Genomic DNA, 24006 nt, shown 5'->3' on the forward strand with positions numbered 1-24006 from the left:
CCGCAAACACCGAAAAGCCGCCGGGTGTCGTGCGCCCCGGCGGCTCCGGCCCCTCGACCGCGCCTCCCTCAGCCCTCCTGGCCGGAAGAACCGCTGGTCGCGGCGGTCTGCCGGAAAAGCCACTCGGATTTCAGTTCGGCAAATCCGGGCTTGATCACGTCGTTGATCATGGCCAGTCGTTCATCGAAAGGAATGAACGCTGATTTCATCGCATTGACCGTGAACCACTGGATGTCGTCGAGCGTGTAGTCGAATGTCTCGACCAGGAGCTCGAATTCCCGGCTCATGCTGGTGCCGCTCATCAGCCGGTTGTCGGTGTTCACCGTCGCGCGGAAGTGGAGTCCCCGGAGCAGCCCGATGGGGTGCTCGGCGTACGAGGCGGCGGCGCCGGTCTGGAGGTTGGAGGTGGGGCACATCTCCAGCGGGATCCGCTTGTCCCGGACGTACGCGGCGAGCCGGCCGAGCCGCACCGAGCCGTCCTCGCCCACCTCGATGTCGTCGATGATCCGCACGCCGTGGCCGAGCCGGTCGGCGCCGCACCACTGGAGCGCCTGCCAGATCGAGGGCAGGCCGAAGGCCTCGCCCGCGTGGATGGTGAAGTGGTTGTTCTCCCGCTTGAGGTACTCGAAGGCGTCGAGGTGGCGGGTGGGGGGATAGCCGGCCTCGGCGCCCGCGATGTCGAAGCCGACGACGCCGTCGTCCCGGTAGCGGTTGGCGAGTTCGGCGATCTCCAGGGCGCGGGCCGCGTGCCGCATCGCGGTCAGCAGGGCGCCGACCCGGATCCGGTGCCCGGCCTCGCGGGCCCGCCGCTCGCCCTCGCGGAAGCCCTCGTTGACCGCCTCGACGACCTCCTCCAGGGTCAGGCCGGCCTCCAGGTGCTGCTCGGGGGCGTAGCGGACCTCGGCGTAGACGACGCCGTCCTCGGCGAGGTCGACGGCGCATTCGGCGGCGACGCGGAACAGCGCCTCGCGGGTCTGCATGACGGCGCAGGTGTGCGCGAAGGTCTCCAGGTACCGCTCCAGGGAGCCGGAGTCGGCGGCCTCGCGGAACCAGATGCCGAGCTTGTCGGGTTCCGTCTCGGGCAGCTTCGAGTAGCCCTGTTCCCGGGCGAGTTCGATGATCGTGCCGGGGCGCAGTCCACCGTCGAGGTGGTCGTGGAGCAGCACCTTCGGGGCACGGCGGATCTGGTCCGCGGTGGGGACGTGGGATGTCTGGCTCGTCATTGCCGCACTCTAGCGCCTACGCGCGTAGAACGCCCCTTGTCGGCGCCGGAGATGACACGGTTTTCTCGGGTGCGCGGCCGGGCTCCGGCCGCCTACGCTGCTCCCATGAGCACCGCGTCCGACCCCGCCGCGACCTTCGCCGCCGACCCCGCCGAACTCCGGCGCGTCCACGACTTCGTGTCCGCCTTCACCCGCCGGCAGGCCGCCAGGACCGTCGACTTCCCCGGCGGGTTCGCCGCGCTCGACGACGCCTACCCCCTGTCCCACGGCAACAACCACCTCCTCGTGACCGGCCCCACCGAACCCGAGGCCCTGCCCGGCCGCGCCGAGGAACTCCTCGCCCACCTGCCGCACCGGACGGTGTACGTGCTCGACGCACCCACCGCCGCCGCCTGCGCGGAGCCGCTGACCCGCGTCGGGTACACCCGCGCGACCGTCCTCCTCATGCGCCACGAAGGACCGGTGCCCGAACTCGGCGGGGCGCGCGAGGTGGACCTCCCGGCCCTCAGGGGGCCGGTCGCCGAGAGCTGGCGCCGCTTCCTGCCGGAGGCGGCGGACGAGGTGATCCGGGACCTGGTCGACCGCCGGGCGGCCCGCCTCGGGGGCGCGCCCGACGTCCGCTTCCTCGCCTCCCACGACGAGTGGGGCGAGGTGGCCGCCTGGGGCGACCTCTACCTGGACCCGGCCTCGGGCGTGGCCCAGATCGAGGACCTGGTGACGGCCGCCTCCCACCTGCGGCAGGGCCATGCCGGGGTGGTCCTCGACACGGCGCTGCGCACCGCCGCCGGCGCGGGCTGCACCACCGTCTTCCTCACCGCGCTCGCGGACGACTGGCCGCGCCACTGGTACGAGCGGCGCGGCTTCGTCCCGATCGGCTCCGTGGACTGCTTCGAACGGGCATAGACCGGAGGGAAGTTCGCCCCGGAGGCGATACGTAACAGAGACCGCGCGTACGACTGCCGTACACCTCGGCTTCTGAGACTGTTCTGCCATGGCGCAGTACGCACTCGTGGGGACCGCCGACGGCCGGAGACCCCGGCTCGGTCGGCCTGTCGGGGTTTCACGGTCCGCGACGGCGGTGGGGGGCGTGGTGCTGCTCCTCCCCGACGGCGAGCCGGTGTCGGACCGCCGGGCCTCGGCCCGGGCGCACACGGCCGTGCTGCCGCTGGGGCGCGAACTCGCCCGCGCGGGACGGTCGGAGGGGCTCGTCCCGCAGGTGGTGCGCTACCGGGGGCGGGGCTGGAACGGCGCCGACGCGGAGCTCGCGGCGGACGCCTCCTGGGCGGTCGCCGAGGCGGTGCGCCGCTACGGCGACGTGCCCGTCTGCCTGATCGGCCACGGCATGGGCGCCCGGGCGGCGCTCCGGGCGGCCGGCCACCCGGCGGTCGCCGCGGTCCTGGCGCTCGCGCCCTGGCTGCCCGAGGACGACGTGGCCGCCGAACCCGAGCCCGTACGGCAGCTGGTGGGGCGGCGGGTGCTCATCGTGCACGGCACCGACGACGCCCGCACCGACCCCGAACTCTCCTTCCGGTTCGCGGTCCGCGCCAAGAAGGCGAACCGCGAGACCTGCCGTTTCGAGGTGCACACGGACGGGCACCGGCTGCGCCAGTACGCCGAGGAGGTGCGGGCGCTGGCCGCCGACTTCGTCCTCGGCGCGCTCTTCGCCCGCCCGGTCGCCCGGCCGCTCACGGACGCGATGGCGGCCCCGCCGCCGATCGGGCTCCGGATGCCGCTGGCGGCCGGCTTCGGCGCCGGTTCACGCCGGCGCTGACTCCTCCGGCGGCGGCTGGGACCCCTTCGGGAGGAGGTGGCCCCGGCGGCTCAGGAGGAACTTCTTGAAGGCGGCCACCGGGGGCGTGTCCGGGTGGCCGTCCAGCCAGGCCACGCCGATCTCGCGGACCGCGCGCGGGGCCGTCACGGTGAGTTCGACGACCCCGGGGCGGGCCACGGCCGGCGGCGGCAGGAGCGCCACCCCGAGCCCGGCGGCGACCAGCCCGCGCAGGGTCTCGGCCTCCTCGCCCTCGAAGGCGACCCGGGGCGTGAAGCCGGCCTCCGCGCACAGGTCGTCGGTGATGCGGCGGAGCCCGTAGCCGGGTTCGAGGGTCACGAAGGTCTCCTCGGCGGCCTCGGCGAGCCGGATCCGGCGGCGGCCGGCGAGCCGGTGGTCGTCGGGCACGACGAGCCGCAGCCGCTGTTCGTCGAGCCGGCGGCCGACCAGGTCGGGGGCGTCCGGCACCGGCGAGGTCAGACAGAGGTCGAGCTCGCCGGCGCGGAGCCGTTCGATCATCGCCTCGCCGTAGTTCTGGACCAGGGTGAAGCGGACCTTGGGGTGGTCCACCCGGAAGGCCCGGATCAGCGCCGGGACGGTCTCCGAGCCCATCGTGTGCAGGAAGCCGAAGGCGACCCGGCCCGCGGTCGGGTCGGCGTCGGCGCGCACGGTGTCGGCGGCGCGCTCGACCTCGGCGAGTGCCCGCTCGGCGGCGGTGAGGAAGCGGCGGCCCGCGGGGGTGAGCGCCACGGTCCTGCCGCGCCGGGCGAACAGGGCGACGCCCAGGTCCGCTTCGAGCCGGACCATCGCCCGCGACAGCGTCGACTGCGGCACGCCCAGCTCGGCCGCGGCCCGGGTCACGTGCTCGTGCCGGGCGACCGCGGCGAAGTACGCGAGCCGCGGAGCCAGTACCGGCCCCATGTCTTCTTCGTTACTGTTCGGTGACAGCCACGGCTGTGACCTGTATTCATGCGCCACGGGAACGATTACAGCAGATCCATGCATTGGACGCATGAAACGGGGCGTCCTAGGTTCGAGGCATGCCTTCCGCCAGTACCAAGGCGGACGCCGCCACCCCCGCGTCCGCCGACACCGCAGCCGACACCCGCCTCGCCCCCGGCACCCCCGGCCACCGCCGGATGAGCCTCGCGCTCTTCGCCGCCGGACTCGCCGCCTTCGCGCTCCTCTACTCCACCCAGGCCCTCCTCCCGGCGATCTCGGCCGAGTTCGGCGCGACCGCCTCGGCCGCCTCCTGGACCGTCTCCGCCGCGACCGGCGCGCTCGCCCTGTGCGTGCTGCCGCTCAGCGCGCTGTCGGAGCGCTTCGGCCGGCGCACGATGATGACGGCCTCCCTGGCGGTCGCGGTGGGCGTGGCGCTCCTGGTGCCGTTCGCGCCGAGCCTGGAGGCGCTGATCGCGCTGCGGGCGCTGCAGGGCGCGGCGCTGGCCGGCCTGCCGGCCTCGGCGATGGCGTACCTGGCCGAGGAGGTGCGGCCCCGGGCGCTGATCGGCGCCATCGGCCTCTTCGTCGCGGGCAACTCGATCGGGGGCATGAGCGGCCGGATCGTCACCGGCTGGATCGCCCAGCTGTGGGGCTGGCGGGCCGGGCTCGCCGCGGTGGGCCTGACCTCGCTGCTGTGCGCGCTCGCCTTCCGGGCGCTGCTGCCGAAGGCCCGCCACTTCACCCCGGGCACGCTGAACCCGAAGGCGCTCGCGGCCACGGTGAAGGGGCACCTCGCGGATCCGCTGCTGATGCGCCTGTACGGGATCGGCGCGTTGTTCATGACGGTCTTCGGCGCGGTGTACACGGTGATCGGCTACCGGCTCGCGGAGGCGCCGTTCTCGCTGCCGCAGGGCGTGATCGGCTCGATCTTCCTGGTCTACCTGGTGGGCACCGTGTCCTCGGCGGCGGCCGGGAAGCTGGTCGGCAGGCTCGGCCGGCGCGGGGCGCTGTACCTGGCGGTCTCCACGACCGCCGCGGGGCTGCTGCTCTCGCTCTCCGGCTCCCTCGCGGCGGTCCTCGCGGGCCTGGTCCTCATCACGGCCGGCTTCTTCGCGGGGCACGCGGTGGCCTCCTCCGCGGTGAGCCGGACCGCGCGGACGGGCCGTGCGCAGGCCTCGGCGCTGTACCAGTCCGCGTACTACCTGGGCTCCAGCGCGGGCGGCACGCTCGGTGCGGTCGCCTTCCACGCGGGCGGCTGGGCCGGGACCGTCGGCATCGGCCTGGTGGCGGTGCTCGGCGTCGTCTCGATCACCCTGTACGGGTCGCACAGCGCGCGCGTGGAGGCCCGCCGGATCCGTCCGGTGACGGCCTGAGCACGTCCGGGTGACCGTACGGTCACGGGTCGGGTCCCGGTGCAACCGTCGGACTCCCCCGATCGTCCCCCATGTCAGGACTCTAGGGGGAGTTGACGATCATGAACCGATTCGCGCACCTGGCGGGGAGGAGAACCGGCATAGCCGCCGGGCTCACCTCGCTGCTCGTACCGGCGGCCCTCGTGCTGGGCGCCGCGCCGGCCCAGGCCGCGTCGTGCAACGTGACGACGGGGCCGTACCAGAAGCAGGTCGAGAAGTTCCTCGGCCGCACCGTCGACGGGCGCCAGTCGGCCGCCGACTGCAAGGCGATCCAGGACTTCCAGCGCAAGCACGGCATCACCCCGACCGTGGGGTACGCCGGCCCGCTGACCTGGCGCACCATGAACACGATGCTCCAGCAGAAGGCGGCCGGCACCAACCCGAACAAGGACCGCAAGTGTCCGACGAACAAGGGCCGGATCGCCTGCGTGGACCTCACCCGGCAGCTCAGCTGGATCCAGGACGGCTCGCGCCTCACGTACGGCCCGGTGCCGGTGCGCACCGGCAAGGACGGCACCGAGACCCGTACCGGCCTGAAGAAGATCTACTGGCGGAACATCAACCACTGGTCGACGCTCTACCACGTCTCCATGCCGTACTCCCAGTTCTTCGACGGCGGGCAGGCCTTCCACTCGACGACCAAGTCCATGTGGAACCCGCCCGGTTCGGGTGGCTGCGTCAACATGCGCTCGGCCGACGCCAAGGCGTACTGGAACCTGCTGCGCAACGGCGACGACGTCTTCGTCTACGGACGCAAGCCGGGAACCTGACCCCGGCTGTCGGTGCGCTGCGGTAGCTTCGCTCCCACCGGTGCCGAACCCCGGCGCCGGTGAGGGGTGAGTGGGGACGCGATGGGCGAGACCGCCGTGGTGACGACCGATGAACTCGACAAGTACCGGCGCGAGCTGACCGGTTACTGCTACCGGATGCTGGGTTCCTCCTTCGAGGCGGAGGACGCGGTGCAGGACACGATGGTGCGGGCCTGGAAGGCGCTCGACTCCTTCGAGGGGCGTTCGTCCCTGCGGTCCTGGCTCTACCGGATCGCCACCAACGTCTGCCTCGACGCGCTGAACGCGGGGAACAGGCGGGCCAGGCCCATGGACCTCTCCGGGCCGACGCCGGTCGCCCAGGCGCAGCTCGTGAAGCAGCCGGAGATCACCTGGCTGGAGCCGATCCCGGACGGGCGGGTCCTGCCGACCGCCGGGGACCCGGCCGAGGCGGCGCTGCACCGGGAGACCGTGCGGCTCGCCTTCGTCGCCGCGCTCCAGCACCTGGCGCCCAAGCAGCGGGCCGTGCTGATCCTGCGCGAGGTCCTCGCGTGGAAGGCCGCCGAGGTCGCCGAACTGCTCGACACCACGGTCGCCTCGGTGAACAGCGCGCTCCAGCGGGCCCGGGCGACCATCGCCGAGCAGGCGCCCGCCGAGTCCGACGCGGCGAACCCGCTCGACGAGGAGCAGCAGGCGCTCCTGGAGCGGTACGTGGCGGCGTTCGAGGGCTACGACATGCAGGCCCTGACCGCGCTCCTCCACGAGGACGCGACCATGACCATGCCGCCGTTCGACCTCTGGCTGCGGGGCCACGAGGACATCGTCGGCTGGATGCTCGGCGTCGGCGACGTGTGCCGCGGCTCGAAGCTGGTCCCCACGGTCGCCAACGGGTCGCCGGCCTTCGCGCACTACCACCCGGACCCGGAGGGCGGTTACAGCCCGTGGGCGCTGATCGTCCTGGAGCTGCGGGACGGCAAGGTGGCCGGGATGGACTTCTTCCTGGACACCCCGCGCTGGTTCCCCCTCTTCGACCTGCCGGAGCGGCTGGAGGCGTAGGGCGCGTCCCGGTCAGAGGAGTTCGTCGAGGCCGGTGAGGCGGAGCAGGGCGGTGAGTTCGGGTCCCGCTCCGTCGAAGCGCAGCCGGTGGCCCCGGCGGCGTGCCTCCAGGGCGATCCGGGCCAGGGCGTCGACGACCGCGAGGCCGTGGGCGCCCGGGACCAGCTCGCAGCGCACCTCCCCGGGGGGTGCGGCGGCGAGCCCGGCGCAGAGCCGGGCGACCTCCTCGCGAGTGGGGGCGGCGGGGAGGGTCACGACGAGGGGCTGACTGGTGTCCACGCGGTGGTGACCCGCCGGGGGCCCGGAACTCATCGCGTTAGTCTCGTGATCATGACTTCTCACCCCGTCGAACTGGTGATCTTCGACTGTGACGGCGTTCTGGTGGACAGCGAGCGGCTCTACTGCCGGGTGGACCGGGAGGTCTTCGCGGAGCTGGGGGCCGAGTTCTCCGAGGCGGAGCTGGTGGAGCACTTCGTCGGCTCGCCCCGGGAGATCTGGACCGCCCTGGTCGAGGAGCGCCGGGGCCGTCCGCTGGAGCCGGGCTGGCAGGAACCGTACGAGGTGCGGTACGAGTCGGTGCTCGACGCGGAGCTGACCGCGGTCGAGGGGGTCACGGACGTGCTCGACGCGCTGGCGGTGCCGTACTGCCTGGCCTCCAACGGCAGCCACGCCGAGATCCGCCGCAACCTCACCCGCACCGGCCTGCTCGGCCGCTTCGAGGGCCGGATGTTCAGCGCCCGGGACGTCGCCCGGGGCAAGCCCGCGCCGGACCTCTTCCTGCACGCCGCCGCCGCGATGGGCGTCCCGCCGGAGCGGTGCGCGGTGGTGGAGGACAGCCCGTACGGCGTCCGCGCCGCCCGGGCGGCCGGCATGCGCGCGTACGGCTACACGGGCGGGCTGACCCCGGCCCACCGCCTGGAGGGGCCCGGCACGGTGGTCTTCACGGACATGCGGGAGCTGACGGGGCTGCTGGCCGACTGAGGACGGGGAACGCGTACGGGCCCGGCGCGGGTGCGCCGGGCCCGTACGGGTGCGGTCGGCCGTTACGCGATGCGGTCCAGGACGATCGGGGTGGGGGTGAAGCCGGTGCCCTCGGGGGCGATGTCCCAGGCGGCGTCCAGGGACTTCAGGGCGTAGTCGAACTTCTCCGGGGTGTCCGTGTGGAGGGTGAGGAGGGGCTGGCCCGCCGTCACCGTGTCGCCCGGCTTGGCGTGCAGCTCGACGCCGGCGCCGGCCTGCACCGGGTCCTCCTTGCGGGCGCGGCCGGCGCCGAGGCGCCAGGCGGCGATGCCGATGTCGTACGCGTCGAGGCGGGTGAGGACGCCGGAGGCGGGGGCCGTGACGACGTGCTGCTCGCGGGCGACCGGGAGGGCCGCGTCCGGGTCGCCGCCCTGGGCCGCGATCATCCGGCGCCAGACGTCCATCGCGGAGCCGTCCTTGAGGGCCTTCGCCGGGTCGGCGTCCTTGATGCCGGCCGCGGCGAGCATCTCGGCGGCGAGGGCGACGGTCAGGTCGACGACGTCCTTCGGGCCGCCGCCCGCGAGGACCTCGACGGACTCGCGGACCTCCAGGGCGTTGCCGGCGGTGAGGCCGAGCGGGGTCGACATGTCGGTGAGGAGCGCGACCGTCTTCACGCCGCTGTCGGTGCCGAGCGCGACCATGGTGGAGGCCAGCTCGCGGGCGTCCTCGATGGTCTTCATGAAGGCGCCGGTGCCGACCTTGACGTCGAGGACGAGGGAGCCGGTGCCCTCGGCGATCTTCTTGGACATGATCGAGGAGGCGATGAGCGGGATCGCCTCGACCGTGCCGGTGACGTCGCGGAGCGCGTACAGCTTCTTGTCCGCGGGGGCCAGGCCGTCGCCGGCCGCGCAGATGACCGCGCCGGTGGTGTCGAGGACGTGGAGCATCTCCTCGTTGGACAGCAGCGCGCGCCAGCCGGGGATGGACTCCAGCTTGTCGAGGGTGCCGCCGGTGTGGCCGAGGCCGCGGCCGGAGAGCTGCGGGACGGCCGCGCCGCAGGCGGCGACGAGCGGGGCGAGCGGGAGGGTGATCTTGTCGCCGACGCCGCCGGTGGAGTGCTTGTCGGCGGTCGGGCGGGAGAGCGCGTCGAAGTTCATGCGCTCGCCGGAGGCGATCATGGCCGCCGTCCAGCGGGCGATCTCGTCGCGGTTCATGCCGTTGAGCAGGATGGCCATCGCCAGGGCGGACATCTGCTCGTCGGCGACCGCGCCTCGGGTGTAGGCGTCGATGACCCAGTCGATCTGCTCGGGGCTCAGCTCGCCCTTGTCCCGCTTGGTGCGGATGACGGAGATGACGTCCATGTCGTGGTGCCTCTTTCTACGCGCATAGAGGGGGGAACGGGAGGAGCGGCCCTTCCATCGTGCCGGAAGGGCCGCTCCGGTGTGCTACTTGGCGAGGTGGTCGGGACCGAACGCCTGCGGCAGCATCTCCGCCAGGGTGAGCAGGCCGGCGGGCGTCTCCAGAATGAGCTCGGGACCGCCGAACTCGTACAGGAGCTGCCGGCAGCGGCCGCAGGGGACCAGCGGCTCGCCGCGGCCGTCCACGCACACGAAGTGGGTGAGCCGGCCGCCACCGGTGGCCTGGAGCTGCGAGACCAGGCCGCACTCGGCGCACAGGCCGAGACCGAAGGAGGCGTTCTCGACGTTGCAGCCGGAGACCGTCCGGCCGTCGTCGACGAGGGCGGCCGCGCCGACCGGGTAACCCGAGTACGGGGCGTACGCGCGGGCCATCGCCTCGCGCGCCGCGACCCGCAGGGCCTCCCAGTCGGGCTCCGCGGCGGGCGTCGTCACTTGCCCTGGCCCTTCCGGTAGGGCAGGCCGTCCGCCTTCGGCATCCGCAGCCGCTGCGCCGACAGGGCCAGCACGAGCAGGGTGGTGACGTACGGGGCGGCGTCGACGAACTGGCTCGGGACCTCGTCGGTGAGCGCGTACCAGAGGAAGAAGCCGACCGCGAAGACCGCGGAGATCACGGCGGGCACGTACTTCTTCTTGTACAGCTGCCAGGCGGCGGCGAGCACCAGGAGGATCGCGACGAGCAGCAGCAGCGCGTGGACGTTCTCGGCGCCGCCGCGGATCTTGAGGCTGTCGGTGAAGCCGAAGAGGCCGGCGCCGAGCGCCATGCCGCCGGGCATCCAGTTGCCGAAGATCATCGCGGCGAGACCGATGTAACCGCGGCCGCCGGTCTGGCCCTCCTGGTAGATGCCGGTGGAGACGATCGCCAGGAACGCGCCGCCGAGACCGGCGAGGGCGCCGGAGACGACGACCGCGATGTACTTGTACTTGTAGACGTTGACGCCGAGGGACTCGGCGGCGACCGGGTTCTCGCCGCAGGAGCGGAGCCGCAGGCCGAAGGCCGTGCGCCACAGCACCCACCAGGTGGCCGGGATCAGCAGGATCGCGACGATGGTCAGCAGCGACAGGTCGGTGACCAGGCCGCCGAGGATGCCGGCGAGGTCCGAGATCAGGAACCAGTGCTTCTGCTGGAGGTCCGCCAGCCCGTCCGCGAGTCCTGGGACGGTGATGTCCTGGATCGGGTCGATGCGCGGGGACTGCTTGGAGGAGCCGCCCTCCGCCTCGCCGAACGTGAAGTTCGACAGGTACATCGTGAAGCCCGCCGCGAGGATGTTGATCGCCACGCCGGAGACGATGTGGTTCACGTTGAACGTGACCGTGATGATCGCGTGCAGCAGGCCGCCGAGCGCGCCGCCGAGGAGGCCGAAGAGGACGCCCACCCAGGGGCCCCACTGGTAGCCGGCCCAGGCACCGAACCAGGTGCCCAGGATCAGCATGCCTTCGAGACCGATGTTGACGACGCCCGCGCGCTCGGCCCACAGGCCGCCGAGGCCGGCGAGGCCGATCGGGACGGCGAGGCGGAGCGCGCCGGAGATCTGGCCGACGGAGGTGAGGTCGTCGGCGCCGGAGACGACCCGGACGAGGGAGAAGAGGACGAGGCCGGCCGCGACGATCAGCAGGATCCACGGCCAGGTCAGCTTGCGGCGCCCGGTCTTCTTCGGCGCGGCGCTCGGCTTGGCGACGGTGGCGGTGCTCATGCCGAGACCTCCTTGTCGGTCTTGAGGGCACCACCGGCGGCGAGCTCCTCGCCGACCTTCTGCTGCTGGCGGCGGGTGCCGTAACGGCGGACGAGTTCGTAGGAGACGACCACGGCGATCACGATGATGCCCTGCATGATCTGCGTGATCTCCTTCGGGTAGCCCGAGACGTCCAGGTTCGAGGACGCCTTGTCGAGGAACGCGAAGAGCAGGGCCGCGAAGAGGATGCCGACCGGGTGGTTGCGGCCGAGCAGCGCGATCGTGATCGCGGTGAAGCCGACGCCCACCGGGAAGGAGAGGCTGTACGTGTGGGTGTCGCCGAGCAGCGTCGGCATGCCGGAGAGACCGGCCAGCGCGCCCGAGATGAGCATCGAGGTGAGGACCATCCGCTTGGCGTCGACGCCGCTGGCCTGGGCCGCCGACTCGCTCTCGCCGGTGGCGCGCAGGTCGAAGCCGAAGCGGGTGCGGTTGAGGACGAACCAGTAGACGACGCCGAGGGCGAGCGCGACGAAGGTGAAGCCGTAGATCACGCCGTTGCCCTGGCCCATGTCGATGCCGGGGAACCAGCCGGACTCGGCGATCTCACCGGTGGTGAGGTCGTTGGAGCCCTCCGGCTGGACGCCGAAGTTGGCGGGCAGGATCAGCCAGGCGATCAGGGAGGTCGCGATGGCGTTCAGCATGATCGTCGAGACGACCTCGGAGACGCCGCGGGTGGTCTTGAGGATGCCGGCGATGCCGGCCCAGAAGGCACCGGTCAGCATCGCGACGACCACGATCAGCAGGATGTGCAGCGGGCCGGGGAGCTCGACCGCGGCGCCGACCACGGCCGAGATCATCGCGGCCAGGCGGTACTGGCCGTCGACGCCGATGTTGAAGAGGTTCATCCGGAAGCCGATGGCGACGGCCAGGGCTGCCAGGTAGTAGATGCCCGTCTGGTTGACGATCAGGACCTGGATGTCCGAGTACCCGGCGTTCTCGATCATCAGCTGGATCGGCTCGATCGGGTCGAGGCCCGTCGCGAGCAGCACCAGCATGGTGAGCACGAACGAGGAGACGAGCGCGAGCACCGGGCCGGCGGCCCCGATGATCAGCTTGTCCTTGTCGATCTTCATCATCGGGCGTCACCGTCTTCGGACTGCTCGGACTGCTCGGGCTGCTCTTCGCCGCCTTCGAGGTGGCCGGTGGCCGCGCCGGTCATGGCGGAGCCCAGCTGCTCGGGCGTGATGGTGGCGGGGTCCGCGTCCGCGACGAGCTTGCCGCGGTACATGACCCGGAGGGTGTCGGACAGGCCGATCAGCTCGTCGAGGTCGGCCGAGATCAGCAGGACGGCCAGGCCCTCGCGGCGGGCGTCCCGGATCGCGTCCCAGATCTGCGCCTGCGCGCCGACGTCCACACCGCGGGTGGGGTGGGCGGCGATCAGGAACTTGGGGTTGTGGCTCATCTCGCGGCCGACGATCAGCTTCTGCTGGTTGCCGCCGGAGAGGGAGGCCGCGGTCACGTCGATGCCCGGGGTGCGGACGTCGTACTCGCGGACGATCCGCTCGGTGTCCTGGCGGGCGGCCTTCGGGTCGAGGATGCCGCGCTTGGAGTTGGGCGCCTCGGTGACGTGGCCGAGGATCCGGTTCTCCCAGAGCGGGGCCTCCAGGAGCAGGCCGTGGCGGTGGCGGTCCTCGGGGATGTAGCCGATGCCGCCCTCGCGGCGCTTGCGCACGGGGAGGGAGGAGATGTCCTCGCCGTCGAGGATGACGACGCCGGCGTCGGGGGTGCTCATGCCCATGAGCGTCTCGATGAGCTCGGTCTGGCCGTTGCCCTCCACGCCCGCGATGCCGAGGATCTCGCCCTTGTGGATGGTGAGCGAGACGTCGTCGAGGAGCTTGCGGCCGGCCGCGACCTCCGCGACGACCGTGGTGCTCGCCGGGTCGGCGGGGGCGGCGGTGGTCAGCGGGACGCCGGCGGAGGCGCCCTCCAGGAGGGTCAGCCCCTTGACCTCCAGCATCGGCACGTCCGTCACCGTCGACTCGCGGGTCTCCGGGGAGGGCAGCTCGCTGCCGACCATCAGCTCGGCGAGCTGCTTGGTGGTGGCGGTCTTCGGGTCGGCGGTGCCGACGGTGGTGCCGCGCCGGATGACGGTGATGTCGTCGGCGACCTTCAGGACCTCGCCCAGCTTGTGCGAGATGAAGATGACGGTGAGGCCCTCCGCCTTGAGCTCGCGCAGGTTGTCGAAGAGCGCGTCGACCTCCTGCGGGACGAGCACGGCGGTCGGCTCGTCGAGGATGAGGATCCGGGCGCCGCGGTACAGCACCTTGAGGATCTCGACGCGCTGCCGGTCGGCGACGCCGAGGTCCTCGACGAGGGCGTCGGGGCGGACACCGAGGCCGTACGCGTCGGAGATCTCCTGGATCTTCCGGCGGGCCTTGGCGCCGATGCCGTACAGCTTCTCGCCGCCGAGGACGACGTTCTCCAGGACGGTGAGGTTGTCGGCCAGCATGAAGTGCTGGTGCACCATGCCGATGCCGCGCGCGATGGCGTCACCGGGGCTGGAGAAGCTGACCTGCTCCCCGTCGATGGCGATGGTGCCCTCGTCCGGCTTCTGCATGCCGTAGAGGATCTTCATGAGGGTCGACTTGCCGGCGCCGTTCTCGCCGATCAGAGCATGGACCGTGCCCTTGCGGACGGTGATCGCGATGTCCTTGTTGGCGACGACGCCGGGGAAGCGCTTGGTGATGCCGTGGAGTTCCACGGCGGGGGGGCTGGACGCGTTGATGACGCACTCTCCTTGGCCGAAAGGAGTGGGAGCGGAGGGCAGGGCGGGGCGAAGCTATCGTGCCGGTGCGACATCTACACGCGTAGCGCTGCCGGAAAGTGAAAACCCGTACGGGAATGGGCCCGGGGCCCGGTCCTGGTGGGAGTCCCACCGGGGCCGGGCCCGCGGACGACTGGTCGTGGAGCCGCGCGCCTTACGGGGCGGTCTTGACCGTGATCTTGCCGTCGACGATGTCCTTCTTCGCCTTGTCCACCGCGGCGATCAGGTCGGTCATCGACTTGTACTTCGGGTTCGAGTCGGCGAGGCCGACACCGTCGGCGGCGAGGCCGTAGCGGACCTCACCGGTCTGCGGCTTGCCGTCCTTGACCGACTTGATCAGGTTGTAGACGGAGTCGGAGACGTCCTTGGTGACCGAGGTCAGGATCGAGTCCTTGTACGCGGCGAGTCCGGCCTGGTTGTACTGGTCGGAGTCGACGCCGATGGACCACTTGCCGGCCTTGGAGGCGGCCTCGATCGCACCGGAGCCGGCGAGACCGGCGGCGGCGTAGATCACGTCGGCGCCCTTGTCGAGCTGGCCCTGGGCGGCGGCCTTGCCGAGGTCGGGTTTGGCGAAGCCGTCGAAGTTCGGCGGCTGGGTCAGGTACTGGGTGAGCACCTTCGCCTTGGGGTTGGTGTCCTTGACGCCCTGGACGTAGCCCGCCTCGAACTTCTTGATCAGCGGGACCTCGACACCGCCGATGAAGCCGACCGTGCCGGACTTGGACGCCTTGGCGGCGGCGACGCCGGCCAGGTAGGAGCCCTGCTCCTCGTTGAAGACGAGGTTGGCGACGTTCTCACCGGTCACCGAGGTGTCGTCGATGATGCCGAAGGTCGTCTTGGGGAACTGCGCGGCGACCTTCTTGATGGCCGGGGCGTAGGCGAAGCCGACGCCGATGACCGGGTTGTTGCCGGCGCGGGCCAGCGAGGTGAGGCGCTGCACCTTGTCGGCGTCGCTCTCGCCGGACGACGGCTCGGCCTCGGCACCCTTGACGCCCAGGTCGTCCTCGGCCTTCTTCAGACCCGCGTAGGCGGCGTCGTTGAAGGACTGGTCGCCGCGGCCGCCGATGTCGTACGCGATGGCGGCCTTGGTCGCCTTCGAGTCGGAGGTCGAGGTACCGGAGCCGCCCTCCGAGGAGGACTTGCCACAGGCGGTGGCGGAAAGCGCGAGCGCCGCGGAGGCGATGCCCACGGTGGTGATCCTGGTGATCCGGCGCAAGAGGAGGGTCCCTTCAAGACTGACCGAAAGCGCCTCTTCCGGCGCTGGCATTGCGGCGATCGTAACGCGCGTAGATGTCAGTTAAAGACCCGTTCATGAGTCGTTACCGTATCGACGCGAACCCACGGGCCACAGTACCCGTACACGCTTCGCGATCAAGGCGCAACCCCGTGTCATCAGCCGGGACGGGGGCGCCGCCCCTCCCCCTGGCGGGAGGGGCGGCGGCGGGGTCCGGCCGGTGTCAGCGCGCGCCGTCGGCGTCGATCAGGGCGGCGGCGGTGAAGAGCTCCACGGCGGTCTGGATGGACCGCTCGTCCACGTCGAAGTCGCCCGCGTGGAGGTCGCGGACGCGGGGGTCGCCGGGGGTGCGGACGCCGAGCCGGGCCATCGCGCCGGGCACGTGCTCCAGGTACCAGGAGAAGTCCTCGCCGCCGAGGCTCTGCTCGGTGTCCTCCACGGAGTCGTGGCCGCGGCGGGCGGTCATGGCGTCCCGGAGCAGCTCCACGACGACCGGGTCGTTGACGACCGGGGGGACGCCGCGGACGTAGTTCACGGTGGACTTGGCCCGGTGCAGGGTGGCGACCTCGTCGACGGCGGCGTGCACCAGGTCGGGCGCGTCGTGCCAGGCGGGCAGGTCGAGGCAGCGGACGGTGCCGGAGAGCTCGGCGTGCTGCGGGATGACGTTGGGCGCGTGGCCGGACTCGATCCGGCCCCAGGTGACCGAGAGTCCGGAGCGGGCGTCGACCCGGCGGGCGAGGACGGCGGGCACGTCGATGGCGATCCGGGCGGCGGCGGTCACCAGGTCGGTGGTGAGGTGGGGGCGGGCGGTGTGGCCGCCGGGGCCGTCGAGGGTGATCTCCAGGCGGTCGCAGGCGGAGGTGATGGGACCGGTGCGGATGCCGATCTTCCCGGCGTCGACCTTGGGGTCGCAGTGGACGGCGATGATGCGGCCGACGCCGTCGAGGACGCCGGCCGCGACCGCGTCGGCCGCGCCGCCGGGCAGCACCTCCTCGGCGGGCTGGAAGATCAGCCGCACCGGGCGCGGCAGCCGTCCCTCGCGCGCCAGCTCGGCGAGGACGAGTCCGGCGCCGAGGACGGTGGTGGTGTGCACGTCGTGGCCGCAGGCGTGGGCCCGGTTGGGGACGGTGGAGCGGTACGCGACGGTCTTGACGTCCGGGATCGGCAGGGCGTCGAGGTCGGCGCGGACGGCGAGCATGGGGCGCCCGCCGTCCCAGGTGCCGATGTCACAGGTGAGTCCCGTGCCGCCCGGGAGGACGCGCGGCACCAGGCCGGCCGCCTCCAGGCGGGCCTTGAGCGCGGCGGTGGTACGGAACTCCTGGTTGCCGAGCTCCGGGTGCATGTGCAAATCCCTGCGGAAGGCGATCAGTTCGCCGCGCAGGGAGGAGGACAGCGTTCCGGGCAGGGTCACGGATCCGGGCTCACGGGACTTCAACTGGTTCACCCTTTGAAGCGTAGGCCCATCCAGTGATCAACTGCCCGTTGATCACGAAAACTTCAGCCCGTTAGGGTAAAGAATCTCGGTTTACTGCGCATGGGACACACTCCGTATGGGTATGGTCACCCGAATTCGAGCCGGTCGACCGCGGAAGCGTTCCGCGGAGTGAGACGGTCCACCCCCGACGCCGTGCCGGCGACGCCCGCGAGGAAGCCCTGTGCCCGCGGCGAGGCGGTGGCCCGCAGCCACTCGGGCGCGATCTCGCAGACCGCCACCTTCACCCCGGTGCCCGCCAGGGCGAGCGGCAGGGTGTGCACCACGGTGGACGGGAAGCTGACGACGGTGGCGCCGATCGGGCCGCGCCGGGCGATCAGTTCGAGCGGCAGCTCGGGACGGACCACCTGGAGCCCGGCCTCCACCGCGATCCGGTGCAGCTTCTCCGGGGTCTCGCGGCGGTGCGCGAAGTAGCGGGTGGCGCCGTGGGCGCGGGCGAGCTCCCCGACGACCCTCAGGTAGTGGTCCGCGTCCACCACCCCGGTCTCGACGAGCGAGGTGCCCACGAGGTCGGCGCCGCCGGTGAGCGACGGCGGGCCGAAACGCTCCCGCGTCCACGCGTACGCGTTCTCGGTGACCTCGGTGCCGGGCGGCGCCTGCACCGGGAGCGAGGTGAAGATCTCGACGGTCCTGCCCGGGCCCGGGGCGAGCCGGCGCCGGGCCAGCGAGGTGACCGGGGCGAGCAGCAGCTCGCGCGGCCCCAGGTCGCCCTTGCGGTGCCAGCGGACCAGCCGCTCCCCGTCCGCGAGCTGCGCGGCGAACTCCATGGTCGCGGTGCCGTCGTCGACGACCGTCACGTGCCGGGGCCCGAAGAGCGTCAGCAGCAGCTGGACGTAACGGGAGAAGGGATCGCCGACGATCACCCGCTCCGCCGCGCGCAGCGGCCCGCCCAGCTCCCGCAGGGTGCGGACCAGCGCGCCGCGGCCGGCCCGCGCCTCCTGCCAGTGCACCTCGAAGCCCTCGTCCCGGGCCAGCTGGGCCATCCGGCGCAGCTGGCCGCGCGACATGGGGTCCGCCGGCGACAGGACGACGATCCGCAGGCCGTCGGCGGCGCCGGGGTGCGGCGCGGGCGCCCGCGGCGGTCCCCCCTGCTCCGGCGAGGCCGGGAGCCCGGGGGCGGGAGCGGGCGCGGGGGCGGCGGCCGGGGCGGGACCCCGGCCGCGCGCGTGCGCCCACTCCAGGACGTTCAGGAGCTGGACGGGGCTCTCGACGAACGCCAGGCGGCCGGTCATGCGGAGACGGGCTCCATGACGCGGCGGAGCTTCTTCATCGGGCCGAGCTCCGACTCGTACACCTTCTTCACGCCGTCGCCGAGCGCGGTCTCGATGGTGCGGATGTCGCGGACGAGGCGCTCCAGGCCCTGGGGCTCGACGGAGGCGGCCTGGTCCGAGCCCCACATGGCGCGGTCGAGGGTGATGTGGCGCTCGACGAAGGCGGCGCCGAGGGCGACGGCCGCGAGGGTCGTCTGGAGGCCGGTCTCGTGGCCGGAGTAGCCGATCGGGACGTTCGGGTACTCCTCCTGGAGCGTCTGGATGACGCGCAGGTTCAGCTCCTCGGCCTTGGCCGGGTAGGTGGAGGTGGCGTGGCAGAGCAGGATGTTGTCGCTGCCGAGGACCTCGACCGCGTGGCGGATCTGCTTCGGCGTCGACATGCCGGTGGAGAGGATGACGGTGCGGCCGGTGGCGCGCAGCTCGCGCAGCAGCTCGTCGTCGGTGAGGGAGGCGGAGGCCACCTTGTGGGCGGGGACGTCGAACTTCTCCAGGAAGGCGACGGCCTCGGTGTCCCACGGGGAGGCGAACCAGTCGATGCCGCGCTTCTTGCAGTGCTCGTCGATCTGGCGGTACTCGTCCTCGCCGAACTCCACGCGGTGGCGGTAGTCGATGTACGTCATCCGGCCCCAGGGGGTGTCGCGCTCGATGTCCCACTGGTCGCGCGGGGTGCAGATCTCCGGGGTGCGCTTCTGGAACTTGACGGCGTCACAGCCGGCCTCGGCGGCCACGTCGATCAGCTTGAAGGCGTTGTCGAGGTCGCCGTTGTGGTTGATGCCGATCTCGCCGCAGATGTAGACGGGCTGACCCGGACCGGCGGTCTTCGGGCCGAGGGTGCGCAGGCGGGTGCTCATGGTGGTGCTTCCTTCAGTTCGGGAGAGGGGTGGGGGTGTTCAGCTCGGGTCCGAGGAGCCAGGCGGCGATCTCGCGGATCGCTCCGAAGCCGCCCGGGGTGGCGGTGACCGCGCGGGCGGCCGCCCGGACGGAGTCGTGGGCGCTGCTCACCGCGACGGGCCAGCCGACGAGGTGGAAGCAGGGCAGGTCGTTGACGTCGTTGCCGGCGTAGAGGACGCGCGCGGGGTCGATGCCCTCGGCCTCGCACCACTCCTTGAGGGCGAGGTCCTTGCGGTCGATCCCGTGCAGGACGGGGATCCTCAGCTTCCGGGCGCGGGCGGCGACGACGGCGTTCTGCTCGGTGGAGAGGATGAGGACGGGCAGTCCGGCGCGGCGCAGGGCCGCGATGCCGAGGCCGTCGCCGCGGTGGGCGGAGACGAACTCCCGGCCCTCCGCGTCGAGGTGGACCCGGTCGTCGGTCTGGGTGCCGTCGAAGTCGAGGACGACCGCGTCGACGTCGGCGAAGGACGGGGTGGCCGGATCGTCGAGGAGCGGGGCCACGGCCTTGGCGCGGGCCAGGTCGTGCGGGTCGTCGATCTCCAGGACGCGGGCCGGGTCGGTGACGACGAGCGCGGTGCGGCCGAAGAAGCGGTGCCCGTGGGTACGGAACCCGGCCGCGTCCATCGCGTAGACGGCGCCGGTCTCCAGGTACTCGGCCTCCCGGTCCTGGCGGCGCGGGCGGTGCGCCTTGTCGTGGTTGACGCCGGTGGCGCCGTCCGCCGTCTCGCGCCACAGGAAGCCGTGCGAGGGGGCGGCGGTGAAGGCGGTGTCGGCCTCTCCGCCGACGATCCGGGCGACGGCCTCGGCGACCTCGGCGGAGGTCAGGAAGGGGCTGGTGCACTGGACGAGGAGGACCACGTCGGCGGTGCGGCCCGCGGTGGCCTCGAAGGCGTCGAGGGCGTGCAGGACGGCGGACTCGCTGGTGGCGGTGTCGCCGGCGAGCGCGGCGGGGCGCTGGACCGCCTCGGCGCCGAAGGAGCGGGCGGCGGCGGCGATGGCGTGGTCGTCGGTGGAGACGACGACGTCGGTGACGCCGACCGCGCCGAGACAGGCCCGGACGGCCCGGCCGACCAGCGGGATCCCGGCGACCGGGGCGAGGTTCTTGGCGGGGACGCCCTTGGAGCCGCCCCGTGCGGGGATGACGGCGAGCACGGTGGGGTTCGGCTTCTTCGTGGGCATCACAGTTCTCCCAGGCGTCGGACGACGGGGGCCACGCGCTGCACGCCGTGGCGGTAGGCGCCGCGCGCCGCCTCGCGGACGATCCGGCGCAGACCGCTGTCGCGGGCCGGCGGGGCGGTGACGTCCAGGCGGTGGCGGGCGAGGATCCCGGGCAGGTAGCCGGGGGCCGTCTCCGCGGTGTAGTAGGGGCTGATCGGGGGCGGTTCGGGCCGCGCGAGGAGTTCCGCGACCCGGGTCCTGGCGGCGTCGAAGGCGGAGGCGTACGAGCCTCCGGCCGCCACGCCCTGCCGGGACAGCCACTCCTCGTCGGGCTGGGGCACCTCGCCCCGGTCGAGCCGGTCGAAGGAGGTGAGGAGGCCGGAACCGATGAAGTGGTGGTTGCCGTTCACCTCGCGGACCCCGCAGTCGGTCAGGATCGCCGTCGGGATCCGGCGGTGCAGTGCCTCCAGGGCGGCCGTGGAGGAGACGGTGACCAGCAGGTCGGTGCGGTCCAGGACCTCGCCCATGTGCCCGTACACCAGACGGAAGTTGGCGGGCGGGTCCAGGTCGCGCACCAGCCTCTGGTATGGGTGCTCCTCCAGGTGCGTGGTGTGCTCGCCGGGCTTGGAGCGCAGCTTGAGGAGGACCTCGCGCCGCGGGTGCAGCCGGGCGTGCCGGACCAGGCGCTCCAGGAGGTACGCCCGCTCGTTCCGGGTGACCGGGACGGACGGCTGGGCGGCGAACACCAGGGTGTCGCGGCCCTCCTCGCGGCGGTGCGGGGCACCGCCGAGGAACGGCAGGGCGGCCTCGACGACCGACCCGGCGTCCGCGCCGACCCCTTCGTACACGGCACGGAAACGCTCCGCGTCGTGGCGGGAGTTGGCGAGGACCACGTCGGCCCCGTGGCGCAGCAGCAGCCCGTCGGCCAGCTTCTCGTAGACGACCCCGACATAGCCGGTGACGATCACCGGCCGGCGGTCGAGACCGAGGTCGGCGAGGCCCTGGAGGACGGCCCGGACGGTGCCGCCGACCAGCGCGAGGACCACGACGTCGTACCGCTCGCCGCGCACCTCCCCGTCCCGCACCTCGCGCAGGAACTCCGCCCCGGTCACCTCGCGCGGGGCGGCCGCGGAGGCGCCCGTCTCGGCGAGCTGGCGGGCGGTGGGGGTGGCCCGGCCGCGGAGCACGAACCCGTGGGGCTCGGTGTCCGCCGCGGTGATGCGGCGCGCGGTGAGCGCACCCCATTTCCACCGGGTGTCGGAATCCGCGAGTACGGCGATCCGTACCGCTTCACTGGAACTTGCTGGCACGTCGAGGACGCTAGAAGTCCATTCCGGTCGGCGGCCCAACTGAGCCACAACAAACGGTGAACAGCATCTCTCCGTGAACTGAAGCAGCCCGGGATTCAGCCCCTGGACGGCCCGAAATCCCCTCGGGTAAAGGCGGTTAATCAGTCCGCCGCTTCGTGTTCACCGAAAATCCCCCGGCCGGTCGGCGGGGCGGCCGGGGCGGCGCCTAGCGTCGGCCGCGTGGTCAAGCTCTCCGTCGTCGTGCCGTTCTTCAACGTGCAGACATACGCCCCCGACACCCTCGCCGGTCTGCGCGCCAACGCCCGCGAGGACGTCGAGTTCCTCCTCGTCGACGACTGCTCGTCCGACGACACCCCCGACATCCTCGAACGGGCTGCCCGCACCCTGCCCGGCGCCGTCCTGATCCGGCACGAGCGGAACGAGGGCCTGGCGACCGCCCGCAACACCGGCCTGGACGCGGCCCGGGGCGAGTACCTCACCTTCCTCGACGGTGACGACTGGCTCTCCCCCGGCTACTACGGCCGGCTGCTCGCCGCCGCCGAGGGCCTCGGCTGCGACTTCCTGCGCACCGACCACACCTCCGTCACCGGCCGCGCCCGCTCGGTCCGCCGGGTCCCCGTGCCGCGCCGGGGCGAGGTCCTCGACCCGCGCGAGGCGATCCTCCCCGCCCACCGCACCACCTCCGTCGACTACCCCTTCGCCTGGGCCGGCATCTACCACCGCCGGCTCCTCGACCGGGGCCTGCTGCACTTCCCGCACGGCCTGCGCACCGCCGAGGACCGGCCCTGGATCTGGCGACTGCACCGCGAGGCGGAATCCTTCGCCGCCATCGGCGAACTCGGCGTCTTCTACCGACGCGGAGTCAGCACGTCCCTCACGCAGATCGGCGACGTCCGGCAATTGGATTTCATCCGCGCCTTCGACCAGGTCGTCGAGGAGACCGCCCAGGACAGGGAGGCGGAACGCTTTCTCCCGAAAGCCGTCCGCACCTATTGCGCGGTCATCGCCCACCACATCGGCTCCATCGAGAAGTTCGAGCCCGACGTGGCCCGTCAGCTGAAGGCGATGAGCGCCGGCGCGCTGCGCCGCATGCCGCAGGACGTCCTCGACGCGGCGCTGACCTCGATGGGCGGCGACCGGGCCGCCGTGCTGCGCAAGCTGCGCCGGCGACGCCCCGCACCTCCGCCGCCGGCCCCGCCGGGCGGCCGGGGTCCCGCGTCCGGCCCGACCCCCTCGGAGGTGGCCGCGTGAGCCCGGCCCGCACGACCCAGATCTTCGCCGCGTCCACCCTGTACGGGGCGGTCACCCTGGCCGCCGCCATGGACAGCGGCTGCTTCGGCACCGCCGCCCGGCGGCTCCTCCTGGTCACCCACAACGCGCCCATCCCGGAGACCACCCCCGCCTTCGTCGAGGCCGAGGGCTTCGACCGGATCCGCGGCCGCTTCGACGAGGTGATCTCCTGGAACGAGACCATCTCCCCGCTCCACCCCGGCGGCTGGACCCCGCGCGGCCAGGACGTGCCGATGCTCCAGCGCCACCTCCACAAGCTGTGGCGGCTCGGCGACGACCGGATCGAGCTCGTCCTGGAGTCCATCCAGGTCACCCCGGCGCTCGCCGTCGCCACGCTCCTCCCGGAGGCGGCGATCACCGTCTACGCCGACGGCCTGATGAGCTACGGACCCACCCGCAACAAGATCGACCCGCTGATCGGCGGCCGCGCCGCCCGCCTCCTCCATCTCGACCTGGTGCCGGGCCTGCGGCCGCTGCTGCTCGGCGAGTTCGGCGCGGTGCCGGAGACCGTACCGGTGGAGGCCTTCACCAAGGTCGTGGAGGAGCTCGCGGGCTCCGACGCGCCCGCAGGCGGCGGCGAGGGCCCCGCCCTCCTCCTCGGCCAGTACCTCGCGGCGATCAACCTGATGACGGCCGCCGAGGAGGAGGAGCTGCACCTGAGCATGGTGCGCGGCGCGGTCGCCCGCGGCCACCGGCGCCTCGTCTTCAAGCCGCACCCCAACGCCCCCGACTCCTGGACGGCCTCGCTCACGGAGGAGGCGGCCCGGCTCGGCGCCGCGCTGACCGTCGAGACCCGCCCGGTGCTCGCCGAGGTGCTCTACCGCGAGCTGCGGCCGGCGCTGGTCGTCGGCTGCTTCTCCACGGCGCTGATGACCGCCCGCACCTTCTACGGCCTGCCGGTCGCCCGGGTCGGCACCCGGGAGCTGCTCCGGCGGCTCACCCCGTTCCAGAACAGCAACCGCATCCCGCTGACGGTCGTCGACGCGGTCCTGCCGCCGCTGGTGCCGGGCCCGGAGGACGAGGAGCCGGTGACGGACGCCGCGCGCCTCGACGACCTGGTCGCCGCCGTCGGGTTCGCGATGCAGCCGAACATACGGGCCGACCTGCGGGAGGCGGCGGTCCGCCACCTGTCCGGGCCGTACGCCGAGCGCACCCGGCACCACTTCACCCGCCGCCGGCTCACCGTCCTGGACCTGCCGGGCGGCCTGCCGGTCCCCCGCCACCCGGGGGTCCGCCGGCTGGCCCGCCGGGCGTTGCGGCTGCGGAAGGCGCTCAGGAAGTAGCCGCGCGAGACCGGCCCGGGACCTGTGCGGAGGTCCC

22 protein-coding genes are annotated in these 24006 nt (G+C 72.6%); 8 read left to right on the plus strand and 14 right to left on the minus strand.

Annotated elements, in window-relative coordinates; translation table 11 throughout:
* Nucleotides 1–68: 68 nt before the first annotated feature.
* Nucleotides 69–1223: an adenosine deaminase gene (locus ACFZCF_RS08955; protein ID WP_388437284.1), complete on the minus strand. Its 1155-nt coding sequence runs from the start codon at nt 1221–1223 to the stop codon at nt 69–71.
* A 105-nt stretch (nt 1224–1328) separates the two neighbouring features.
* On the opposite strand from ACFZCF_RS08955, the gene ACFZCF_RS08960 reads away from it, so the two are divergent.
* Both ACFZCF_RS08960 and ACFZCF_RS08965 read left to right on the plus strand, forming a co-directional pair.
* Nucleotides 1329–2126 (plus strand): GNAT family N-acetyltransferase, encoded by a 798-nt coding sequence (locus ACFZCF_RS08960; protein WP_391285567.1) that lies wholly within the window; start codon nt 1329–1331, stop codon nt 2124–2126.
* An 88-nt stretch (nt 2127–2214) separates the two neighbouring features.
* Nucleotides 2215–2994, plus strand: coding sequence for an alpha/beta hydrolase (locus tag ACFZCF_RS08965; RefSeq protein ID WP_391285569.1), 780 nt, complete (start codon nt 2215–2217; stop codon nt 2992–2994).
* Here the strand turns inward: ACFZCF_RS08965 and ACFZCF_RS08970 are convergent.
* Nucleotides 2980–3969, minus strand: a complete 990-nt coding sequence (locus ACFZCF_RS08970) for a LysR family transcriptional regulator (RefSeq protein WP_382838707.1) — start codon at nt 3967–3969, stop codon at nt 2980–2982. The two genes, ACFZCF_RS08965 and ACFZCF_RS08970, sit on opposite strands and share 15 nt — an antisense overlap.
* Nucleotides 3970–4031: 62 nt before the next feature.
* On the opposite strand from ACFZCF_RS08970, the gene ACFZCF_RS08975 reads away from it, so the two are divergent.
* The 3 genes from ACFZCF_RS08975 to ACFZCF_RS08985 all read left to right on the plus strand — a co-directional run bounded on the left by ACFZCF_RS08975 (nt 4032) and on the right by ACFZCF_RS08985 (nt 7168).
* Nucleotides 4032–5306: an MFS transporter gene (locus ACFZCF_RS08975; protein ID WP_388437296.1), complete on the plus strand. Its 1275-nt coding sequence runs from the start codon at nt 4032–4034 to the stop codon at nt 5304–5306.
* A gap of 101 nt (nt 5307–5407) precedes the next feature.
* Complete coding sequence (locus ACFZCF_RS08980; RefSeq protein ID WP_388437299.1) at nt 5408–6115, plus strand: L,D-transpeptidase family protein; 708 nt, start codon at nt 5408–5410, stop codon at nt 6113–6115.
* Nucleotides 6116–6196: 81 nt separating this feature from the next.
* Nucleotides 6197–7168 carry an RNA polymerase subunit sigma-70 gene (locus ACFZCF_RS08985; protein ID WP_391285572.1) on the plus strand — a complete coding sequence of 324 codons (972 nt, stop codon included), beginning with the start codon at nt 6197–6199 and terminating at the stop codon, nt 7166–7168.
* 12 nt (nt 7169–7180) lie between these two features.
* On the opposite strand, the gene ACFZCF_RS08990 is transcribed toward ACFZCF_RS08985, so the two are convergent.
* Nucleotides 7181–7480: an STAS domain-containing protein gene (locus tag ACFZCF_RS08990; protein WP_388437305.1), complete on the minus strand. Its 300-nt coding sequence runs from the start codon at nt 7478–7480 to the stop codon at nt 7181–7183.
* Nucleotides 7481–7498: 18 nt separating this feature from the next.
* On the opposite strand from ACFZCF_RS08990, the gene ACFZCF_RS08995 reads away from it, so the two are divergent.
* A complete protein-coding gene (locus tag ACFZCF_RS08995) occupies nt 7499–8149 on the plus strand; it encodes an HAD-IA family hydrolase (RefSeq protein ID WP_391285574.1) in 651 nt (216 codons plus the stop codon).
* Nucleotides 8150–8211: 62 nt separating this feature from the next.
* On the opposite strand, the gene ACFZCF_RS09000 is transcribed toward ACFZCF_RS08995, so the two are convergent.
* The 11 genes from ACFZCF_RS09000 to ACFZCF_RS09050 all read right to left on the minus strand — a co-directional run bounded on the left by ACFZCF_RS09000 (nt 8212) and on the right by ACFZCF_RS09050 (nt 21396).
* Nucleotides 8212–9489 carry a thymidine phosphorylase gene (locus ACFZCF_RS09000; RefSeq protein ID WP_388437311.1) on the minus strand — a complete coding sequence of 426 codons (1278 nt, stop codon included), beginning with the start codon at nt 9487–9489 and terminating at the stop codon, nt 8212–8214.
* Between the two features lie 84 nt (nt 9490–9573).
* Entirely contained in the window at nt 9574–9978 is a 405-nt protein-coding gene (locus ACFZCF_RS09005; RefSeq protein ID WP_388437315.1) for a cytidine deaminase, read from the minus strand.
* Nucleotides 9975–11237 (minus strand): ABC transporter permease, encoded by a 1263-nt coding sequence (locus tag ACFZCF_RS09010; protein WP_391285577.1) that lies wholly within the window; start codon nt 11235–11237, stop codon nt 9975–9977. The genes ACFZCF_RS09005 and ACFZCF_RS09010 overlap by 4 nt, the downstream gene beginning before the upstream one ends.
* Nucleotides 11234–12352 (minus strand): ABC transporter permease, encoded by a 1119-nt coding sequence (locus ACFZCF_RS09015; protein ID WP_391285579.1) that lies wholly within the window; start codon nt 12350–12352, stop codon nt 11234–11236. Before ACFZCF_RS09015 ends, ACFZCF_RS09010 begins: the two co-directional genes overlap by 4 nt.
* Nucleotides 12349–13977 carry an ATP-binding cassette domain-containing protein gene (locus ACFZCF_RS09020; RefSeq protein WP_391285581.1) on the minus strand — a complete coding sequence of 543 codons (1629 nt, stop codon included), beginning with the start codon at nt 13975–13977 and terminating at the stop codon, nt 12349–12351. Before ACFZCF_RS09020 ends, ACFZCF_RS09015 begins: the two co-directional genes overlap by 4 nt.
* A 217-nt stretch (nt 13978–14194) precedes the next feature.
* The gene (locus ACFZCF_RS09025) at nt 14195–15256 is read right to left on the minus strand and encodes a BMP family protein (protein WP_388438899.1); all 1062 of its coding nucleotides are present in this window, start codon (nt 15254–15256) and stop codon (nt 14195–14197) included.
* Nucleotides 15257–15497: 241 nt separating this feature from the next.
* Nucleotides 15498–16718 (minus strand): amidohydrolase, encoded by a 1221-nt coding sequence (locus ACFZCF_RS09030; RefSeq protein ID WP_391285583.1) that lies wholly within the window; start codon nt 16716–16718, stop codon nt 15498–15500.
* Between the two features lie 116 nt (nt 16719–16834).
* The gene (locus ACFZCF_RS09035; RefSeq protein ID WP_391285585.1) at nt 16835–17998 is read right to left on the minus strand and encodes a hypothetical protein; all 1164 of its coding nucleotides are present in this window, start codon (nt 17996–17998) and stop codon (nt 16835–16837) included.
* Nucleotides 17995–18888, minus strand: coding sequence for an N-acetylneuraminate synthase family protein (locus ACFZCF_RS09040; protein ID WP_388437333.1), 894 nt, complete (start codon nt 18886–18888; stop codon nt 17995–17997). Before ACFZCF_RS09040 ends, ACFZCF_RS09035 begins: the two co-directional genes overlap by 4 nt.
* Before the next feature lie 13 nt (nt 18889–18901).
* Nucleotides 18902–20107 carry a cytidylyltransferase domain-containing protein gene (locus ACFZCF_RS09045; RefSeq protein ID WP_391285588.1) on the minus strand — a complete coding sequence of 402 codons (1206 nt, stop codon included), beginning with the start codon at nt 20105–20107 and terminating at the stop codon, nt 18902–18904.
* Complete coding sequence (locus tag ACFZCF_RS09050; RefSeq protein ID WP_391285590.1) at nt 20107–21396, minus strand: DUF6716 putative glycosyltransferase; 1290 nt, start codon at nt 21394–21396, stop codon at nt 20107–20109. The genes ACFZCF_RS09045 and ACFZCF_RS09050 overlap by 1 nt, the downstream gene beginning before the upstream one ends.
* 219 nt (nt 21397–21615) lie before the next feature.
* Here ACFZCF_RS09050 and ACFZCF_RS09055 point away from each other — a divergent pair, with 219 nt between their 5' ends.
* Nucleotides 21616–22647: a glycosyltransferase gene (locus ACFZCF_RS09055; RefSeq protein ID WP_391285592.1), complete on the plus strand. Its 1032-nt coding sequence runs from the start codon at nt 21616–21618 to the stop codon at nt 22645–22647.
* Nucleotides 22644–23969 (plus strand): polysialyltransferase family glycosyltransferase, encoded by a 1326-nt coding sequence (locus ACFZCF_RS09060; RefSeq protein WP_391285594.1) that lies wholly within the window; start codon nt 22644–22646, stop codon nt 23967–23969. Before ACFZCF_RS09055 ends, ACFZCF_RS09060 begins: the two co-directional genes overlap by 4 nt.
* The last annotated feature ends 37 nt before the right edge of the window (nt 23970–24006 follow it).

Source organism: Streptomyces sp. NPDC007945, from assembly GCF_042958885.1.
Taxonomy (GTDB): domain Bacteria; phylum Actinomycetota; class Actinomycetes; order Streptomycetales; family Streptomycetaceae; genus Streptomyces.

Excerpts from the sequence above, each read along its gene's own strand:
- ACFZCF_RS09015 (WP_391285579.1), bottom strand. The coding sequence starts at position 12,352 with ATGATGAAGATCGACAAGGACAAGCTGATCATCGGGGCCGCCGGCCCG.
- ACFZCF_RS09010 (WP_391285577.1), bottom strand. The coding sequence starts at position 11,237 with ATGAGCACCGCCACCGTCGCCAAGCCGAGCGCCGCGCCGAAGAAGACC.
- ACFZCF_RS08955 (WP_388437284.1), bottom strand. The coding sequence starts at position 1,223 with ATGACGAGCCAGACATCCCACGTCCCCACCGCGGACCAGATCCGCCGT.
- ACFZCF_RS09000 (WP_388437311.1), bottom strand. The coding sequence starts at position 9,489 with ATGGACGTCATCTCCGTCATCCGCACCAAGCGGGACAAGGGCGAGCTG.
- ACFZCF_RS08960 (WP_391285567.1), top strand. The coding sequence starts at position 1,329 with ATGAGCACCGCGTCCGACCCCGCCGCGACCTTCGCCGCCGACCCCGCC.
- ACFZCF_RS08985 (WP_391285572.1), top strand. The coding sequence starts at position 6,197 with ATGGGCGAGACCGCCGTGGTGACGACCGATGAACTCGACAAGTACCGG.
- ACFZCF_RS08980 (WP_388437299.1), top strand. The coding sequence starts at position 5,408 with ATGAACCGATTCGCGCACCTGGCGGGGAGGAGAACCGGCATAGCCGCC.
- ACFZCF_RS08990 (WP_388437305.1), bottom strand. The coding sequence starts at position 7,480 with ATGAGTTCCGGGCCCCCGGCGGGTCACCACCGCGTGGACACCAGTCAG.
- ACFZCF_RS08995 (WP_391285574.1), top strand. The coding sequence starts at position 7,499 with ATGACTTCTCACCCCGTCGAACTGGTGATCTTCGACTGTGACGGCGTT.
- ACFZCF_RS09035 (WP_391285585.1), bottom strand. The coding sequence starts at position 17,998 with ATGACCGGCCGCCTGGCGTTCGTCGAGAGCCCCGTCCAGCTCCTGAAC.
- ACFZCF_RS08965 (WP_391285569.1), top strand. The coding sequence starts at position 2,215 with ATGGCGCAGTACGCACTCGTGGGGACCGCCGACGGCCGGAGACCCCGG.
- ACFZCF_RS09045 (WP_391285588.1), bottom strand. The coding sequence starts at position 20,107 with ATGCCCACGAAGAAGCCGAACCCCACCGTGCTCGCCGTCATCCCCGCA.
- ACFZCF_RS09040 (WP_388437333.1), bottom strand. The coding sequence starts at position 18,888 with ATGAGCACCCGCCTGCGCACCCTCGGCCCGAAGACCGCCGGTCCGGGT.
- ACFZCF_RS08975 (WP_388437296.1), top strand. The coding sequence starts at position 4,032 with ATGCCTTCCGCCAGTACCAAGGCGGACGCCGCCACCCCCGCGTCCGCC.